We start from the raw sequence: 19,952 nt of genomic DNA on the forward strand, positions 1-19,952 counted from the left end.
CTCAAGCTTCGTGACTCTTCGGCTTGCGTGTGTTGTCCTCAATATCCATCAGCAGGTAAATCACCTCCGAGAGTGCCCGGGAGGCGATCCAAAGGAAGCCCCCTAAGACAAATGGGGTGATGGCAAACAACAAGTAGACCACCAGCTGTTCAACACTGAAGGTGCTTTTAATATACCAATATAGAAACAAAGCTATGAAAATACCCGTCACAGTAAATAATGCCAGGAAGAGCCACGATAATCGGTCAGAAGTCACAGCGATGCGCAATAAATTTTCCTGGTCATGGTAAGTATCTGTCTCTTGTTTATTATCCTTCAATAAGTCACTCATTTGATCAGTCATCTCACACCTCCATTTTATGATCCCTCAAAACAATGCACTTCCATTACCCCTTTCACAATGTCGCCAACAACGAGCGCAATGTATCGGGGTATGTGAAATAATCTAGCTCTATATGCTGTAGCCCATAAATTATAGCGGAATCCACAGAATCCCATACTGGATTCCCGGGGAGTTTATTTATTGCCACATTGAGTGATGATGATGCATATAAACTAGTTCAGCTGCAGCTGTGTAGCAGCAGTTGGATTAAGAAAAATTGACTCTCTCCTGATTTTATGTTAATATGAGATTAATTCATTAAGGCTGTGCATTACAGAGGATAATAACAACGCACAGCAGGTTTACCAGGAAACACACATTGGTTATTCACGCGTCTATGTCTCGTTTGTGGGCACACAAGGAGGTAAAAAAAACCTGGGGATCATTTAATGCCGCCATTTTCTAATAAACGTCAATCAATTTGAGGAGGAGCTCATGTTGAAAAACAAGAAAGTCATTTTTCGCTTTTTATTAGCAATTATGATTGCCTTGTCAGGCACCTTCGTGGTCGTCGGTGCTTTACAGGCGCGTGGTGATACGATCAATGCATCGTCGGTAAACATTCCGGGCGACTTGCAGAGTGAGCTGGGTTGTGCGGGCGACTGGGATCCAGCCTGCCCAAACACCAATCTCACCTACGATGCTGCAGATGATGTCTGGCAGGGTATCTTCCCTGTCCCAGCTGGAAATTGGCAATACAAAGCTGCCCTGGATGCTTCATGGGCTGAAAACTACGGGCTGCACGCTGTGCCTGGTGGAGACAACATCCCGCTTAGCCTGGCAGCACAGACCTCGGTCAAGTTCTACTACGACGACAAGAGCCACTGGATCACCGACAACCAGTATTCTGTCATCGCGGTCGCCCCAGGTAGTTTCCAATCTGAGCTGGGCTGCCCCGGCGATTGGGACCCTGGCTGCCTGCGCTCCTGGCTGCAGGATATCGATGGAGATGGCATCTACACACTTTCTACGACCGCTCTTCCAGCTGGCCCGTATGAGTTCAAAGTGGCCATCGATGAATCATGGGCTGAGAATTACGGCCAAGGCGGTGCTCCGGGTGGTTCAAACATCCCATTCAATGTGCCTGCCGGTAGCTTCCTCGTAGCGTTTACATACGATAGCATTACCCACATTCCAGCCGTCAGCGTCACTCCTATAGGCACAGCCAGTGTCACCATTGCGGGTGACTTGCAAAGTGAGCTTGGGTGTGGTGGAGACTGGGACCCAGCCTGCGCAGCTACACACCTCACTTATGATGCATCAGACGATGTCTGGCAGGGTAACTTCCCTGTCCCGGCAGGCAGCTGGCAATATAAAGCTGCCATTAACGACTCATGGGATGAAAATTACGGCTTACATGCTCTACCTGGTGGAGATAACATCCCCATTAACCTGGGTGCGCTAACATCGGTGAAGTTCTACTACGACCAGAAAAGTCACTGGATCACCGATAACCAGTATTCGGTAATCGCGGTGGCTCCCGGGAGCTTCCAGTCGGAGCTGGGCTGCCCAGGAGATTGGGATCCAGGCTGCCTGCGCTCGTGGCTTCAAGACATCGATGGAGATGGCATCTATATGTTCACAACCGATGCGATCCCTCCTGGTAGCTATGAGTTCAAGGTGGCTATCAATGAATCATGGGCTGAGAATTACGGCCTGGGTGGGGTTCAAAATGGCTCAAATATTCTCTTCAGCTTCACTCAACCAGTGACCCTCACCTTTGTGTACAACAGTTACACCCACGTACCTGAGGTTTGGGGAGCCAGCCCTGCGCATGATAACAGCGTCTGGTGGGATGGTGTACGCCATGACTCGCGTGAGCCGCTTTACCGTACCCCTGGCGGGGCAGTGGAAGCCGGCACACCGGTCATCCTGCGCCTGCGCACCTACCACAACGACATAACGGATGTAAAGCTGCGCGTATACGACCTCAACCAGGCTGCCCAAACCATCCTGACCATGAATCTGGTAGCTGAAGACGTGGACTGTTACCAGGCTGACTTGCCTTTCACCTGTGATTTCTGGGCGATCACCTTGCCGAACCAGTTTGCAAATAACTTCTGGTACCGATTTATCATCAGCGACGGAACTGACACTGACTACTACGCCGATAACACCCCTGCCCTGGATGGTGGCTTAGGTGCCATGTCGGAGGATGCTGTGGATAACAGCTATGCCCTGATGGTTTACGACCCGGATTTCATGGTCCCCGATTGGGCCCACAACGCGGTCATCTACCAGATCTTCCCAGACCGCTTCCGCAACGGCCGCAAGGATAACGACCCGAAAACCGGCCAGCTACGCTATGATGACCCGGTGCTCAAGCTGCCGTGGGGCACTTTACCTGAAGGTTACTGCCGCAATTATAGTGATGCTGGCACCAACTGCCCGTGGCGTTTCCTCTTCAACCCACCCCCCGGCCCGGAGTCACCCCGAGGCCGTGACTACATGGGCGGTGACCTGAAAGGCATCGACCAATCCCTGCAATACTTGATGTCACTGGGGGTGAACACGCTTTACTTCAACCCGGTGTTCGATGCGGCTTCCAACCATGGTTACGACACCCAGGACTATTTCCAGATTGACCCATACTTCGGTACCCAGAAAGATTGGGAGAACCTGGTCAAGCACGCCAACCAGCTCGGTATGCGCATTATCCTGGATGGAGTGTTCAACCATCTTTCATCTGACAGCCCGTTCTTCGACCGCTATCATCGCTACCCAATTGTGGGGGCATGCGAATCACTGGACTCACCTTACCGGGATTGGTTCACCTTCCATGAGGTAGCCCAGGGTACGGGCACATGTGTTGGCACAGGTGGAACTGATTCCGCCACCTATGACGGCTGGTTCGGTTTTGATAGTATCCCAGTGCTCAATAAATCCAACCCTGAGGTCCAGTTATATTTCATCACAGGCCCGACCAACGTAACCTCCTACTGGCTCAACAAGGGAGCGGGTGGCTGGCGGATGGACGTGATGGGTGATGCTTCGTTCCCGCCGGGTTACTGGCAAACCTTCAGGGACGTAGTGAAAGATGCCAAAGCCGATGCCCTGATCATCGGAGAGCTGTGGCAGAAGGACAGCACCCTGCTGAGTTACCTGCGTGGCGAGCGAGCCGACACCACCATGAACTATCGCCTGCGGGACGCCATCCTGGGTTTGCTCACCCCGGGTCCTTTTGACTCGAAGGGGTTCGCTGACAGTGGTCGTATCCTGCTCCCCTCCGAGTTCGCCTCCCGTCTGGAGTCCATCCAGGAAGATTACCCACAACAGGTGTTCTATGCCTTGATGAACCTGGTCGACAGCCACGACACCGAGCGTATCCTGTGGGCACTTACCCCAGGGAGTGAAACCACTGCCGATAAAGAGTTGAATGCAGCCAACCTGGCGGAAGGGAAGCAAAAAGTTATGATCGCTTCCCTGATCCAGTTCACCCTGCCTGGTGCGCCAACAGTATATTATGGCGATGAGCTGGCTATGACCGGCGATGATGATCCAGATGACCGTCGCACTTACCCAATGGTTCCACTGGCGTCAACGAATATCACGAATCCCATGTTCAGCCATTACCAGGCTCTGGCGAACTTACGCAAACTTAACCCGGTGCTCATTAATGGTGACCTGCGCGTGCTCCTGGCAGATGATGCCAGCGGTGTCGTTGCTTATGGGCGCAAGACGGGGGACCGAGCCGCGGTCATCATCATCAACCGCAGCAATCTTGAGCAAACCGGCGCAGTTCCGGTGGCAGGTTATATCCCCGATGGGGTAGTCTTCAATCCAGCTTACATCGTAGGAACCGCCGAGCCGGGTGCAATAAGTGTGATCAATGGCGAGCTGGTTGGCAGCCTGGGTCCACTCAGCGCAATCGTGCTGATGACCGGTACGGTCGACCTGACTCCGCCAGCTGCTCCGACTGGTTTAAGCGCGGTCGAAGACCCTGGTGCGGTCCTGCTTTCCTGGTATGATGTTCCTGGTGCAACAGGCTACAACCTGTATCGCAGCCCACTTACTGGTGGTGGCTATATCAAGGTCAATACCGATCCATTAGCAGATACAAGTTTCTTTGATTCGGGGCTGCGTAATGCGCAGGACTACTTCTACGTGGTGACCGCTCTCGACGGGTCAGGCAATGAATCAGCTTATTCAACCGAAGTCTTCGCCATGCCGCACCTGATCATTGGGTGGGCTGGCTTGGTGTGGCCTCCAACAATGAACCATGTGATCAGCGCGGTGAACCGGACGGATGCGGCTTTTGGGCAGGTGTGGATCGATGGTGTGACCCAGCTACCTGGACTCACCCCTACCTTGCGAGGTCAACTTGGCTTTGGACCTGTGGGTAGCAACCCTGCAGCTAACCTGGACTGGACCTGGGTGGAGGCTGCCTGGAATTTGGATAATGGTAATAATGATGAGCTCATGGCCAGCATGCTCCCCGAAAGCACCGGATTGTATGATTATGTCTACCGATATTCAACCACGAATGGACGTGACTGGCTGTACGCTGACCTCAATGGGCCAATCAGCGCCGGTTCCCTGCCCCCCAACCCGGGCAAGCTGACGGTGAACCCGAGTGGTGACACCACGCCGCCCGCCATACCAACAGGTTTGTCGGTTGTTTCAGCATCTCCGGAGGGGGTCAGCCTGGCATGGGATGCCGTGTTGGGCGATCCAACCCTTTACGGCTATGAAGTCCTACGCAGCGACACAGCTGGCGGCCTGTATACCCTGCTTGCCCGACTGACCGGCACGAGCTTCTTCGATCTCAATGTGGTCGAAGCAGCCACTTATTACTATGTAGTCCGGTCGGTTGACCTCTCGTTCAACCGCTCAGCATATTCGGCGGAGCTAAGTGCCACGGCTGAACTACGTACCGTGACCTTAATCTTTGACGTAACGGTACCAGCTACGACGGACGGGACAGGGCGCTCGGTATATATCGCCGGCACGCTTGACCGCCTGGATGGTGGCTGGCCAAGTTGGAACCCCGGTGCCACGGTACTGACCAGGGTCGATGCCACCCATTGGACCATCACCTTGACGGGCAAGGAATCAACCCAGATTGAGTATAAATACACCCTGGGCGATTGGGAGCACGTCGAAAAGGATGTCAGCTGCGGTGAGATCGGCAACCGGATGCTTACCCTGAGCTATGGCAGCAATGGCACCCAGACCATCAACGATACCGTGCTCAACTGGCGTAATATTGCTCCATGCGGAAACTAAGAATATAATGTAATGGAAACGCCCCAAGGAGTCATCTTCCTTGGGGCACCAGAAAGACAGACAAAAACAAACATAAGGAGATGAATCATGAAAAAGATACTGATTTATGTAATTGTCATCGCAGCTTTGTTAATTTCCAACGTCTCAGCCACGTTGGCTGCACCGCTGAACAAGCAGATTGGGATAAACGTATTATTGAATACCGGAATCAATAATCGCATCCTGGCAAAATTAGGCACGTATGGCAAAATTAACGAAATGGTCTATGAAATTAATGCCGTGACCATGAAAATTGCTGAAAACGACCTGTCCGCCATCCGGGCGCTGCCATTCGTTGCTGCAGCCAACCCTGATGCAGCGCGTAACGGGGCACCCATTGATACCGTCTCGGCCAGCGACTTTGCTGACGGATGGAACACATGGGACCAGGATGCGATCAACGTGACTGATTTTGGGGTCGGGAGGACTATTGGATATGATGGCACGGGTGTGTACGTGGCAGTGCTGGATACCGGCCTGCTCGACTCTTGGCGGCAGTACTTCCCACAGGAGCGCATCGCCACCCAGTATGCCAAAGCCTTCCGCGGAGGTGGTGGTGAAAACGGAAATGTATCCGAACCACCCAACATGTGGGAGCATGACCAGAACTCACACGGCACGCACGTCACCAGCACCATCCTGGGCTATCAATATGGCACAGCGAAGATTAATGGCGTGGCGCCATTGGCAACAGTCATACCGGTGAAAGTCCTTGGCCAGTCGGGCTCGGGCTGGTCGTCGGTAGTGGCGCGTGGCATCACATATATCGCTGACCTAAAAGCCGGTCCATTGGCTGATTACCCAGTGGTGATCAACATGAGCCTTGGGGGATCTATCCTGGACGCCATGGAAAAGGCTGCTATCGATTATGCCATCGAGCAGGGCGTTATCGTTGTTGCCTCAGCTGGGAATGAAGGTACATATGGAATGGGTTATCCTGGCGCATACGCACCGGTCATCTCCGTAGCCGCCTCCGGCTGGGTCGGCGAATGGACCGCAGCCAGCTGGTGGCGAACCCTGGATGTACTTGAGCCGACCAACCCGGCAGATTTCTATATCACCGATTTCTCGAGCCGGGAGCTGCCTGGGCAGGACCTAGATGTGGCTGCCCCTGGATCGTGGATCGTTGGCCCCTACCAGACAAATAGCGGGCAGATTTCCTACTACTACCTGGGTGGCACAAGCATGGCCAGCCCACACGTCGCTGGTATCGTGGCTTTGATGGCTCAGAAGGACGCCACTTTGACTGCCAGCGATGCTGAGGGCATCCTGGAAGGCAGTGCAATAAGCCTGGCTCCTGGCTGCCGGACAGTGAACGATGGTTATGGAAACCTGGTCGAGTATTGCTGGGAGGCTGATGCTACCGGAGCTGGGCTGGCGACCGCAGATGCGGCATTGGCAGCCACTCCGTAGACATTAAGATTGAAACCTTGGTAGAAGCGTTTCAGGCAACACAAGAGCTGCTCGGCGAAATCGCCGAGCAGCTTTTTATTATTAATTCCCTATCATGCGTGCTCACCAGTGTGCCTGCTCAGCATGGGTATCCGTCTTGCCACGCTAACACGACCTCACCTTACCGATTGCAAGATTTCATAGGTACCAGTAGAATTATTCCTGCACGTCGTATGAATGCGGAGGACGCATGGCTATTAATTGGGACGAGGTCCACAAAGCACTCTCCCCCATGAAAGATTATGAGGATTGTTGCCAGCGCTATAAAACGGCGTTTGGTTACGGTTTCGTCTGCCAGATTTTTAACTATCCACTGAACGATGTCGTCGACTATACGAATAAGCTTTTGCTCGGGGATGCGCGCAACCGCTACCGCAATTACCACGCGGGGCTGACGAGTATCCTCGGCCGTCTGCAGCAAGCCAGCGTGGCAAATGTGCTGGACTTGAGTGTGCGCACTGCCGATCGCGACAAACTGGAAAACTTCACACGGGATAGCGGCATCCCAGCGACAGAGACGGTCGCAGTCCTCAAATATCTCGTCTACTGGTTCATCCCCAACGAGAAATATCTGAGCGGGCTGGTGCGCAGCAGTTCTGCCATGACCGAGGCGATTAAACAGCTGGGAAAGATGGGGGTGCGCACCAATTTGCAAACCCTGGAGCAGGGTCGCACCACAGATGGTCGACGAGCGCTGAGCGATAGCAGCAACCTGCCTGCGAATACTATCCTCGAGCTGGTCAACCGGGCGGATCTGTCACGCCTGCCCTGGGCCAGCAAGGCGACCATCTCTAATATTATCGGGGCCGGGTATTCCAGCCTGGCTCAATTAGCCAGCGCCGACCCCGACCAACTGTATGCGGATTTCTTTGCCTATGGTAAGAAAATTGGTAAAAACCTGAAGCTGGGTAATGAGATTGAAAACAGCTACCGTATCGCCAGGATCGTCCCAAGAATCCTGGAGGATAGCTAGAAACGAATAATAGCCTGGTGCAATAGGGTCCCCCGCCAATTCATCAATAAAAAGGCATCTCTACCGGATCAACTGACCACCAAGGCTATAATATCATCGAACGCCAACCTCTTGCCTATCCAGCTACGAGTATCCTGGGATAAATCTGATGGGAATCGGTTCTGTCAACTGCCTAAAACACAATACTGAGTGTATAAGCTTCAATACGAGGAGCTCATGATGATCAAAGATAACCTAACTAGTTTGCAGCACGATGAGAGATTTCAGGCCATCATCGAATTGGCCAGTGCCGAGCAGAAGCGCTTACCAATCCCAGGTGCAGTGCTGGGTGTGCTGTTCGATGGATTGGAATCCATCGCCCCATTTGGAGTGACCAGCCTTGAACACCCCTTGCCGGTTTCAGAAGATACCCTCTTCCAGATCGGTTCGATCACCAAGACCTTCCTGGGCACTGCGGTCATGCAGCTGGTGGAGATGGGCAAGCTCGCCTTGGATGCGCCAGTGCGCACTTACTTACCATCCCTGAAACTGGCCGATGAGAGCGTTGCTGCCCACGTCACGATGCGCCACCTGCTAACACATACGGGTGGCTGGGTGGGAGATTATTTCAACGATTTTGGGCCAGGTGAGGATGCCCTGGCGAAAATGGTAGACAAAATGGCCGAGCTCCCCCAACTCACACCGCTTGGTGAAGTCTGGTCATATAACAACTCGGGGTTTTACCTGGCCGGGAGGGTGATCGAGGCAGTGACGGGCACTAACTTTGAAGCTGCAATAAAGGAACTGGTTCTTGAACCACTGGGTATGCACATGTCTTTTTTCTTCACCGATGATGTCATCACGCACCGTGTGGCGATCGGGCATGAAGTACTGGACCGCCAGGCAAAGGTTGCCCGGCCGTGGGCGATCGGCCGCGCCGCCCACCCGGCAGGAGGGGTCATCTGCACAATCCGAGACCTGTTCCGCTTCGCCCGTTTTCACATGGGGGATGGGCTCACTCCTGATGGAAAGCGCTTGCTTTCAAGGGATTTGCTTGAGCAGATGCAGACCCCCCTGTTTCCTTCAACGGGGATCAGCAGCATCGGGTTGAGCTGGAGCATCACCATGCTGGATAGCACGAAAATGATCAGCCACGGCGGCGGCACGAATGGTCAGTCTTCATATCTCAGGATCATACCGTCGCGGAAATTTGCCGTGGCTATCTTCACCAATAGCGACGAAGGCAACCTGCTGTGTGACGAGATCGCCAATCTTTCCATGAAAGCCTATACAGGATTAACCCTACCAGAAGCGCTCCCCATGGATATCCCGGCTGAAAAACTCCAACCATTGGTTGCCAGGTACGATTCTGCCTCAGGCATATGTGATATCTATGTCAACGAAGGCGTGCTGATGCTGCAGTATATCCCGAAAGGTGGCTTCCCCACGCCTGAGTCACCCGCCCCGCAAGCCCCACCTCCCGTGCGGATGGGTATGTATGCCGAAGACCGGGTGATCAGCCTGGATGAACCCATGAAAAACGCGCGCGGAGAGTTTTTAAGGAACCCTGACGGGAATATTACCTGGCTACGCTTTGGGGGAAGGCTCCATGAAAGGGTAAACTGAACATATCGCCATGTAAGTCGGCGTACTTAAGGGGCATATCATCCAAAGAATGTGTGAATACGATCCATACTACGTATGGCAGGATTTCTATACTATAATAACCATCATTGACGATCACTACCGATCAATTCCCCGCAAATCTAGCCTACCGCTTGCTTTGATTTCCTGGAGGAACGAGTGAGTACAACCACCTTGCTTGATGCCGTCCGTGTGGTAAAAGAAAACGAGAGACTAGCTGCTCTGCATTATGCTGAAGCCGCGCAGGCAATTCATAACTCGATGGGCCAGAAATTATTCATTGAGTTAAGCGAATTCGAGAAATACCACCTGCATCAACTGACCGCCTTGGAAAAGTCACTGATCGACACGGGCGAGTTTATCAGCTACACCGGGAAGACTTTTCCCCTTCCACCGAAATTTGAGATCACCGCAGCCGAAGAGCATGACCGAAAAAGCGTGATGAAGATCATCTCGGAGGCCATCGAGCGGGAGAAAATTGCGGAAAAGGCTTATGCGGAGCTGGCTGGCCAGATCAGTAATCCTTCTGGCCATAGGATGTTTATGCGGTTGTCAGAGGAAGAGCATAACCATTACCGCATCCTTACCGAAGCCTATTGGGTACTGAACGACCTGGGCATCTGGAAGTGGACTCGTTTGTAGATCTAGTTACTCATTTACTGGCTGACTATTTTATCGATCATTCTCCAAATACTTCTACTCGCCATATTGTGTTTATTGTTCTCCATAGCCAACTCTAATCAGGGTTTTCCTGATGATTATCCATTCTTTGAAATTTTCCTGAATAATTCCCATGCTCGCAAGAATCTTTTCCTGTGCTGTGATTGGTTTGGAAGGTGTTGTGGTTGAGGTGGAGGTTGACACCGGCCTCGGCCTGCCAGGGATGACCATCGTTGGATTGCCCGACACGGCTGTGCAGGAAAGCCGCGAGCGCGTCCAGGCTGCCGTCAAAAACGCCGGGATTGAGTTCCCCCGCAAGCGCATCATCGTCAATCTTGCACCTGCTTCAGTGCGCAAGGAAGGCCCGGCCTATGACCTGCCGATCGCGTTGGGTGTTTTAGTGATGGCGGGACGGCTTCCCCAGGCTGCCTGCGAGGACGCCCTGGTGGTGGGGGAGTTGTCTCTGGATGGCAGCGTGCGGCACTCGCGTGGCATTCTACCCATGTCCGTGGTCGCCCGCCAGCAAGGTTTCAAGCGCATCTTCGTCCCGCAGAGCGACGCAGCCGAAGCAGCCTTGATCCCCAACCTGGAGGTTATCCCGGTGACCAGCCTGGCGGAGCTGTACGGTCACCTCTCTGGCCTGCAGCCCATCCCAGCCCAGCAGCCCATCACGCCCGAGCAGCTGCCGGTGCTGGTTCAGACCGACTTTCAGGAGATCAAGGGCCAGGAACACGTCAAACGTGCCTTCGAGGTTGCCGCGGCTGGGAGTCATAATCTCCTGATGACAGGCCCACCGGGATCGGGCAAGACCCTGCTGGCACGTGCTATGCCAAGTATCCTGCCGCACCTCACTGTTGATGAAGCCCTGGACGTCACCCGCATTTATTCAGTAGCAGACCAGCTCCCCCCAGATGTGCCCCTAATCCAAAACCGCCCATTCCGCGCCCCGCACCATACCATCAGTCATGCCGGGCTGGTGGGTGGAGGAAATTGGCCTCATCCAGGTGAGATATCCCTGGCTCACCGTGGGGTACTCTTCCTGGACGAGCTGCCTGAATTCGGCCCGCGCGTCTTGGAAGTGCTACGCCAGCCAATCGAAGATAAGACTGTCACCATCAGTCGGGCGCAGGGCTCGCTTACCTTTCCTGCCAACTTCCAGCTGATTGGAGCCATGAATCCATGCCCCTGTGGCTACTTCGGTGACCCGGTCAAGGCTTGTACCTGCTCGCCAGGCATCGTCACTAAATACCATAAACGTATCTCTGGCCCGCTGCTCGACCGCATCGATATCCACATCGAAGTGCCCAGGGTGGAATACGACAAGCTGAGCGACCAACGCCTGGGCGAGCCTTCTGCAACCATCCAGAAACGGGTTGAAGCGGCCAGGCAGATCCAGCGCGAACGCTTCCTTGTTGGGGCGAAGCATTCGTCAAACGAACCGGAAAATGTAAATAAATATTCACCGGCAAATGCTTCGCCCTTACAAAGTATCCAGTGTAATGCCGACATGCGCCCGGCGGAGGTGCGCCAATTCTGTGATCTGGATGATACCAGCCGCACCCTGATGCGCTCAGCCATGAGCCAGCTGCAGCTCTCGGCACGTGCTTACCACCGCATCCTCAAGCTGGCACGGACGATAGCAGATCTTGGAGGAAGCGAAAGGATACAGCCCGCTCACCTGGCCGAAGCACTGCAGTATAGACCGAAGGGGATGGATGCGAATTAATAACGTTCTGATTAGCCGTGAACTGCACAATAAAGGGTTTTTGTTTCAATAACCCAAATACTTAATCTTTATATCGGTGTGTAATAAATCATCCGTCACTAATGGTAAAGGATAAATTATTAATATGAGTTGACATCACTTCCATTATTTTCTATAATGTAACAAGCTGGTTATAAATTTTCTCAACCCAATCTTCTGATATCGATTGATTTATTAACCGTGGCGATATTCTTATAACAATGGTCCTAAAGATTTCGAAGGAGGTGGGGTAGGATTGACCGAAGAATAAGCTGTGTATAAACCAGAACGAAGAAAAAGGTGATCGTCTGGTTTTTTTGTTACATCAACCCAATTTTTTAATAACAACTAAGGTGAGGAGGAAGCACATGAAACGATTGTTGTATCTATTAACGTCTCTGATCTTCGTTGCAGGCTTCTTACAGATTACGAATGGTGGGCATAACAACCAGGGTGGACAAGCAGCTGTATTGAACCCTTTACTTCAGGGAATAAATACATTACCTTACCCAATGAATCCATTCCTAACGCCAGATTGGATTGGTGAGGCCAATTATGGCGGTGACAGCTACGGTGCTGCTGTTTCCACGGCTGGCGATGTGAATGGTGATGGGTATGCAGATATCATCCTTGGAGCGCCATATTACATGAATGGGGAAATCATGGAAGGCCGCGTCTATGCATACTACGGCTCCGCAACAGGCTTAAGCACGACTCCAGATTGGACGTTTGAGAGCAATTTGGCAAAGTGTCAGCTTGGCTGGAAGGTTGCCTCAGCTGGTGATGTGAATAATGATGGATTTGACGATGTCCTCGCTTCATCCGAATATTGCACCACGGGTGATCCAGACACTCACCGTGAAGGTCGAGTATACCTCTTCCTGGGCTCGGCGGACGGTCTTCCAAGCAATTACAATTGGATGAAAAATGGGGGAACATCCGATGAAAGCTTCGGGTGGTCAATTGCATCTGCTGGTGATGTGAATAATGATGGATTTGATGACGTGATCATCGGTGCTCCCTGGGCGGATTATCCGGAAGGCAACGAAGGTCGGGCATACGTCTTTTATGGCTCAGCCAGTGGTTTTGCAGATACCGCAAATTGGGTCACTGAAAGCGATATAGCCTGGACCGGTTACGGTACATGGGTGGACTCGGCTGGCGATGTCAATGGAGATGGCTATGCTGATGTAATTGTCGGTCATCCGGGCTGGAGTAGCCCTGATGAAGCTGAAGGTCGTGCGTATGTTTACCTTGGCTCGGTGTCCGGGCTGTCACTTACAGCTTCGTGGACCTTTGAGAATAACCACGCGTATAGTGAGCTGGGGATTTCTGTTGCTGGAGTTGGGGACATCAATGGGGATGGATACGACGATGTAATGGTTGGCGGTGGCAAGTATCCAAATCCTTTGCCTTACGAGGGCATTGCCTATCTATTCCTTGGCTCTGCAGCTGGACCGTTATCAACTCCAGCCTGGTCGCAGGAAGGCAACCAAAAATGGGCACAGTTTGGTTGGTCTATTGCCCCAGCAGGAGATGTCAATGATGATGGATATGATGATGTCATCATTGGATCACCGTGGTATACCGATACATTACGTGGAGAAGGCGCGTCATTTCTCTTTTTTGGCTCACCCAACGTAAATCCTTTCACAACTGAATATCACATAGGTGCCAAGCAAACTGATGCCAAATGGGGTTGGTCAGTTAATACAGCTGGAGATGTGAATGGCGATGGTCGTGACGATATTATCGTCGGGGCGCGAGATTATGATGGTGGCGAAAACAATGAAGGCCGCGCTGTCGTCTTCTATGGCATGCCCGATTTCATCGCACAGATATTACTGCCAATAACCCTCCGTTGAAAATCTGAATTGGACGAAGCGCTCATTTCCTACAGCGTGAAATTCAGTAAGTGTAAATGAGCGCTTCGTTTTACATGGTAATTCTGTCAGATCAATCAGTCAGCCTAAAGAGGGTAGGAAATCATTGTTTCAAGCAAACGACGCGGCCAGGCAGATCCAGCGTAAGCGCTTTCTTGTCGGGGCGAAGCATGCATCAAACGAACCGGAAAATATAAATGATCATTCACCGGCAAATGCTTCGCCCTTACAAAGTATCCAGTCTAATGCCGACATGCGCCTGGCGGAGGTGCGTCCATTCTGCGATCAGGATGATACCAGCCGCACCCTGATACGCTCAGCCATGTGCCAGCTGCAGCTCTCGGAACGCGCTTACCACCGCATCCTCAAGCTGGCGCAAACAATTGCAGATTTGGGGGGAAGTGAGAGGATCCAACCAGCGCACCTGGCTGAGGCGCTGCAGTACCGGCCCAGGATGATGGAGATATACTGACCCTGGCTTTTCATCCATAGATCTATACGGGGTAAACAATAACAAGCTACATACTTCCTCAAAATTTTGTCCGGTAACCAGACCATCATTTTCCCCCTTCCCTCAGACCCTGGAATTCCGTGGACCAAGATATAATCGAAGGTTAGTATTTTTCATTCTCCTATCGATCTGTCGAGCATTTCATTGATAATAATGCTTATTCTAATCCGGAAGGATCAAACCTATTTCACCTCTTACGCGACGTGAATTTCTAAAAGCTCTGGCGATCTTTGCTGCCACACCCGTGTTTGGCCGTAAGCTCAACCGCTTGGATAGACTCGCCCAGGCCTCGAACCAGAAGGTCGATGTCTATGTAGCGCACAATGGCTCACCCACGACAAATGTAAGAAGAGTCATTGACATAGCTGGCGGCATCCAGCATTTCATTGGCAGCGATGATGTGGTTGTGCTCAAACCCAACGGGCAATGGCCAAACCAGGGATATACACATACCCAGTGTATAAAAGCTCTTATTGATGTAATCCTCGATAGGCCGGGTGGTTTCACCGGGGAGATCATCCTCACCGAGCATGTACACCGCGACCCGGTAGCCGCCATGTCTGGTAACTATTGTTGGAACATGTCAGAAGGTAACCGTGTGAACAACTGGCCTGTTATGAATTACCTTGAGTTGATTGCAGATTATCAAAACCAAGGTTTTCCGAATGTCACCGCTGATCCCCTGTACGATTCTGGTCAAGGGAATTGGGAAAAGGTCACAGGGCCAGACATGGTTGGACCAGGCAACCAGGGTTGGGTACACAGCCCATACACGACTATCGCGAACGGTCGCATCGTAGAACTGTCTTATCCCATCCTCCGCTCGAGTTACAGCGATAGATTGATTGACCTAAAAAACGGCGTCTGGCAAGGCGGTGCCTATACCGGGCAAAATGTGAAGCTCATCCTCCTGCCCACCCTCAATAACCACGGGAGCTTTAATATTGAAGATTATGCTGGTCCAACCAGCGCACTCAAGACCCATATTGGTGTTGTTGATTTTGGTAATCTTTCCAATTACACCTTGCATGGCGTCGGGTATAGCAAACCAATCAGCCCGCAAGCTATGGGAGAATCAGTCGGACATTTGATTACCCAGCTGCTCAGGCCAGTTTTCTATATGACCTGCGCCGAATTCACCGGCTATCGAAGCCGTACTGACCCGATTGCAGCACATACCAAAACAGTGGGATTATGCACAGATCCAGTGACGCTAGATTACTGGATGAGCAAGTATGTCATGTACCCGTGCGCCCCAAGCCAGGCTTTTATGAATCCAGACAATGACAACAACCTGCGTAAGGCATTAATGGGGTGCAATTCGAAAGGGGTAGGAACAATCGTGGAAGCAGATATTAACGTGCATCTATCCGATTTGAGCTTTGATAATCGTATCTACATGCCCGTGGTCAATGATTCGCCATGATGATTGCCATATCTTCAGGCTTAAAACATGATCCTGGTCTCTCAGACATTCATAAAATTTCACAAAGCTCGTCTTACCTGGTAAATATGACCTGCTTTCCATTGAAATCGGGTTGCCGGCAATAATTACACTAGAGCTGGCACGGCCAAGATGGAACCGTATTCGTTTATGGTCCTTTCCATTCAAGTATCCCTGTTTTGATAAATCGTAGGATAATAACCCTAATCAACAAGTAGGATGGGGTGGTTGACTCGAGGAGGGATCATGTTTCGTAAACATCTCTTTCTGGTAGCGGTTACGGGTTTTTTTCTCACTTTCTTGGCAGCTTGTTCCCCGTCACCTCAAGCTTCCAAAATAATTAGGCCAACATCTACACAAACCCAAGCACCAGAACGAGTTGCAACATCGACCGTCCAAGGCACAGATATAACAGTTATTGCAACTCCAACGGAAGCAGCAACCAGTGTCGCTGAGATAGAAGTTCCAGATCTATGCACAAATGCCAGTAACCCATGTGAATGTCTTGGCAAGCGAAATAAGCATGATGAAGAGCTTGGGGAAATAAAAGAAGGGTATATTGGTAGCTGGCATGCGGCACCCATGGTTGGTTCTGGATATAATGAACGTTTTGTATTTTTCCCTTCAGGCAATTATCTGTTTTTCCCCTCTCAATATGAATGTGACCTGAATGACTTAGCTTGTTCGCCATCTCCAATTGAGGAAGGAATCTGGGGTATCCAGGATAATCAGATGCATCTGGCCACAGGCGGAGATATTGATAAGCTAAGAATTATTTCCATTGGAAAAGTAATTGATTCTTCACCCGATGAGAGTCCATATCCATTTAAAACAACATTCGATGGGACGACTTATTGGCTAATGTCAAAAGATACGGATATGTGGAACCCACAAACAGGCGAGTTCTGTGATGGATTCTAATTGTTGTGATTAACTTTTACAGTGCGGTTAAATACGAGGCTTTTGGGTGTGAAGCTTACCCGAAGTTGCATCCAGATAATATATTGTTGTTGCCCTGGGATGGTCATCATTTGATTATGGTTCTCGCCGATAAAAAATCCCTGGTTTGAGCATCCTTGGTATGATAATCCTGCTGAAATCAACCCATAAGATCAAATATTGATAAGGAGGAGACATGGAATATACAGTGGTCGAAGAACACAATCGTGAAGAACTTATTAGGAAAGTAGCAGAGCTGATAAAGCAAGGTTGGAAGCCTTTAGGTGGCATAGCTGTATCGACAGTAGCACCAATGTTAGGGAATTATATATTTTGTCAGGCTATGATTAAAGACCAGCCATGAAATCATAATGCTGTCTTGATAGCATGCCAGATATGTGATTTCGATGTGGGGAGAGCGAAAGAGAAATATCATGGGATATCCCCATTATCCATATGATTTTCCCATTTCTGCACACTTTCCCATCCGCCATTGTATTGCACCACACGCTTGCCCATGCAGGTACTTTGGTGACCCGGTCAAGGCCTGCAGCTACAGCCCCGGTACGGTCACCAAGTATCAGAAGCGCATCAGCGGCTGGCTCACCTGGCGGAGGCATTACATTACCGGCCATGGATGATCGAAGCATGTTTATCTATCTCTATCCGTAGAAATTACCTATTTGCAAAAATAAATCTATAATTAGATTGCATACCTGATAGTAATCAGGAGAGAACTCCATGGTTTGGGCAACCAAGCAATGATAATTGCAATACGCACATTGGGATGAGGAACAAATGGCAATGCCACAGACTGAAGAGAGCCTAAAGTCTAGCCAACACAATCGAAATGTGAAGATTGTGGTGGGTATTGGTTGTGGCTTGATTTTTGTCTTTGTTATCGTTTTAATCTTGTTTGTAATAAACTTCAATATCCAATTTATGCCTAAAATTGCTCAAGCTTTTTACACACCCACACCTACACCTACTGAGACACCCACACCGACTGCCACTCGTACACCAGCTCCGACACAAGACCCTAATCGTTATTATGCATCTGACGGAAGCTTCACGATGATCATCCCCGATGGCTGGGTGCTCCAGCATTCGGGTGGGAAATATGACAATTTGATTGATCCGCGCGTGGAGGAGAAACCTATTATTGGTTTTGCTACACAGGAAATTGATGTCTCCTTATCAGAATATTCGTCTCTTGTCCAAGCAGCTGTAAAAAAGAAGTACACAGACCTGACTGCGATTAGTTATGATTCACTGGTAACACAAAATGGAAATCCATATATACGGTGGGTAATCGGATACCCTTCGTCAAAGGAGAAATCGACATATTACTTCTTCGAGAATAATGGGATGAAACTACAGATCAATTATGTTCGCGGAGATCAGATGGGAGCTGAGTATGATGTCTTAGTGCAGGAGGCGATAAATACCCTTAGCTTTAATCCTTAACAATTATTTTTAACCGTTATGGCTACCTACTTCGTTAATACTCTCCCGCTCAAAGCGGATTGGTTTTTATCAAGAGTTATTCGCCCATTCGTATAAATTTTAATCAGGCCAATTTATTATTTGTTATCCAGTAATGCGTCGGAGCTGCATATCAGATCCACCGCGACCGGTCTATTATTCATATGGAACGCCCAACTTAGTCAGACGAGCTTCCGATTAATGCCAACGAACTAATTTTATCTCCAATACATAATAATGCCGATATGCGCCCGGCGGAGGTGCACCAGTTCTGCGAGCTGGATGATACCAGCCGTGCCCTGAGGCGTTCTGCGATGAGCCAGCTGCAGCTCTCGGCACGCGCCTACCACCGCATTCTCAAGCGAGCCGCACCATCGCCGATCTGGCTGAAGCTATCCAGTACCTCAAGAACTCTTCAACGGCCTGGATTCCAAAAATGAACAATTAATTGCCCCGCCTGCCAGAAATTGTTATAATGATTTTATGAAATGCCACAAAAATCGGAAGACAGGAAATTCCAGAAGATTTTAGATTTTCAGTTTATTTAAATAAAACAAAAAGGAGGAGTATATGAAGGATAAGTTGCTTCTATCAATAGCCGTCATATTTATTCCTGCCTCCTCACATTTACCCACCCGCCGTCGAATTGAACTGCACGCCTGCCCATGTGGTTATTATCATAACCCGGCCAGGACCTGCCACTGCTCATCTGGCATAAGAAACAAGTAACGGAAGTACCTATGGGAAAATTAATCGTAGTAGCCGGAAACCTTGGCGCAGGTAAGACAACACTCACCAAGATCATCTGCGATAAAGCGGGATTTACTCCTTATTGGGAAAAGCCCGAAGAGCATCCTTTTCAAAAGGACTTTACGGCTGATATTCGTAAATGGGCCCTGGCGAACCAGATGGATTTTCTGCTCTATCGCGGTGAACAGGAGAGGCTCATCCGGCGGGATGATCAAATCGCGGTTATGGATGGGGGATTCGACCAGGATTTCCATGTATTCACTAAAAATCTTTACAATAAAGGCCATCTGATTGCAGATGAATACCGGATATGTGAGCGCTTTTATTATTTTGTTAGGGGTTATTTGCCCCCACCAGATATTATTATCCGAATCTTGATCGATGCGCCAACTTTGCTGCAGAGGAGATTGCAAAGGGATAGAAAAACAGTTGATCAACGATTTAATCCACATGAATTTGTTGATCTTGAGCTGTTGCTGGATGGATGGTTGATGAGCGAGGTTTCATCCCAGGTCTTGCTGTTTCCTTTTCAGCAAGATTTAGACCATTGCACAGACGAAATCGATGACCTAATCAGGCAAGTCAGGGACATTGTTAACACTTCCCCCTAATAATTCAGTGACTGAGACGCATCCCAACAGGAATAGATTTAGATATATCTAGGTGAGCCTATTCAGCTTACCTGGTTTGAGGTTCCTTGGTTTGAGATTCCAGATACTATAAATTGATAGTGAAAGATGTTGAGATATTTGTGGTCGGATGGATCTCGAGCATTAAAAACTACAGGGGCACATCCTTACTGTGCCCCTGTGTGATCAAATTATTGGTTATTCGATCGATC

Annotated in this window: 15 protein-coding genes and 1 pseudogene; 15 read left to right on the forward strand and 1 reads right to left on the reverse strand. The window is 50.3% G+C overall.

The genetic code is table 11. The features are described 5' to 3' along the window. Position 1: 1 nt before the first annotated feature. A complete protein-coding gene (locus C3F13_09050) occupies positions 2-343 on the reverse strand; it encodes a hypothetical protein (protein PWB53548.1) in 342 nt (113 codons plus the stop codon). Between the two features lie 519 nt (positions 344-862). On the opposite strand from C3F13_09050, the gene C3F13_09055 reads away from it, so the two are divergent. The 15 genes and pseudogenes from C3F13_09055 (at position 863) to C3F13_09125 (ending at position 19,722) form a co-directional block, all read left to right on the forward strand. Beyond that, positions 863-5,608 carry an alpha-amylase gene (locus C3F13_09055; protein ID PWB53624.1) on the forward strand — a complete coding sequence of 1,582 codons (4,746 nt, stop codon included), beginning with the start codon at positions 863-865 and terminating at the stop codon, positions 5,606-5,608. 87 nt (positions 5,609-5,695) lie between these two features. Then, complete coding sequence (locus C3F13_09060; GenBank protein PWB53549.1) at positions 5,696-7,060, forward strand: Subtilisin DY; 1,365 nt, start codon at positions 5,696-5,698, stop codon at positions 7,058-7,060. A 229-nt stretch (positions 7,061-7,289) separates the two neighbouring features. Continuing rightward, the gene (locus tag C3F13_09065; protein ID PWB53550.1) at positions 7,290-8,072 is read left to right on the forward strand and encodes a hypothetical protein; all 783 of its coding nucleotides are present in this window, start codon (positions 7,290-7,292) and stop codon (positions 8,070-8,072) included. 216 nt (positions 8,073-8,288) lie between these two features. Continuing rightward, positions 8,289-9,677 (forward strand): penicillin-binding protein, encoded by a 1,389-nt coding sequence (locus C3F13_09070; protein ID PWB53551.1) that lies wholly within the window; start codon positions 8,289-8,291, stop codon positions 9,675-9,677. A gap of 177 nt (positions 9,678-9,854) precedes the next feature. After that, on the forward strand, positions 9,855-10,337 hold the full coding sequence (locus C3F13_09075; protein ID PWB53552.1) for a hypothetical protein: 483 nt from the start codon (positions 9,855-9,857) through the stop codon (positions 10,335-10,337). A 151-nt stretch (positions 10,338-10,488) separates the two neighbouring features. Beyond that, entirely contained in the window at positions 10,489-12,081 is a 1,593-nt protein-coding gene (locus tag C3F13_09080) for a magnesium chelatase (protein PWB53553.1), read from the forward strand. A gap of 386 nt (positions 12,082-12,467) precedes the next feature. Continuing rightward, on the forward strand, positions 12,468-13,964 hold the full coding sequence (locus C3F13_09085; GenBank protein PWB53554.1) for a hypothetical protein: 1,497 nt from the start codon (positions 12,468-12,470) through the stop codon (positions 13,962-13,964). A gap of 94 nt (positions 13,965-14,058) precedes the next feature. After that, positions 14,059-14,454 (forward strand): hypothetical protein, encoded by a 396-nt coding sequence (locus C3F13_09090; protein ID PWB53555.1) that lies wholly within the window; start codon positions 14,059-14,061, stop codon positions 14,452-14,454. 283 nt (positions 14,455-14,737) lie between these two features. Beyond that, positions 14,738-15,919, forward strand: a complete 1,182-nt coding sequence (locus tag C3F13_09095; GenBank protein PWB53556.1) for a hypothetical protein — start codon at positions 14,738-14,740, stop codon at positions 15,917-15,919. 264 nt (positions 15,920-16,183) lie between these two features. Next, entirely contained in the window at positions 16,184-16,858 is a 675-nt protein-coding gene (locus C3F13_09100; protein PWB53557.1) for a hypothetical protein, read from the forward strand. A 214-nt stretch (positions 16,859-17,072) separates the two neighbouring features. Beyond that, positions 17,073-17,240 carry a hypothetical protein gene (locus C3F13_09105; protein PWB53558.1) on the forward strand — a complete coding sequence of 56 codons (168 nt, stop codon included), beginning with the start codon at positions 17,073-17,075 and terminating at the stop codon, positions 17,238-17,240. A 70-nt stretch (positions 17,241-17,310) separates the two neighbouring features. Continuing rightward, on the forward strand, positions 17,311-17,517 hold the full coding sequence (locus C3F13_09110) for a hypothetical protein (protein ID PWB53559.1): 207 nt from the start codon (positions 17,311-17,313) through the stop codon (positions 17,515-17,517). 157 nt (positions 17,518-17,674) lie between these two features. Continuing rightward, positions 17,675-18,343: a hypothetical protein gene (locus C3F13_09115; GenBank protein PWB53560.1), complete on the forward strand. Its 669-nt coding sequence runs from the start codon at positions 17,675-17,677 to the stop codon at positions 18,341-18,343. A gap of 263 nt (positions 18,344-18,606) precedes the next feature. Next, positions 18,607-18,809, forward strand: a pseudogene (locus tag C3F13_09120) (hypothetical protein). A 292-nt stretch (positions 18,810-19,101) separates the two neighbouring features. Then, positions 19,102-19,722, forward strand: coding sequence for a hypothetical protein (locus C3F13_09125; GenBank protein PWB53561.1), 621 nt, complete (start codon positions 19,102-19,104; stop codon positions 19,720-19,722). Positions 19,723-19,952: the final 230 nt, after the last annotated feature.

The sequence above is a fragment of the Anaerolineales bacterium genome (assembly GCA_003105035.1).
GTDB lineage: Bacteria > Chloroflexota > Anaerolineae > Anaerolineales > UBA4823 > FEB-25.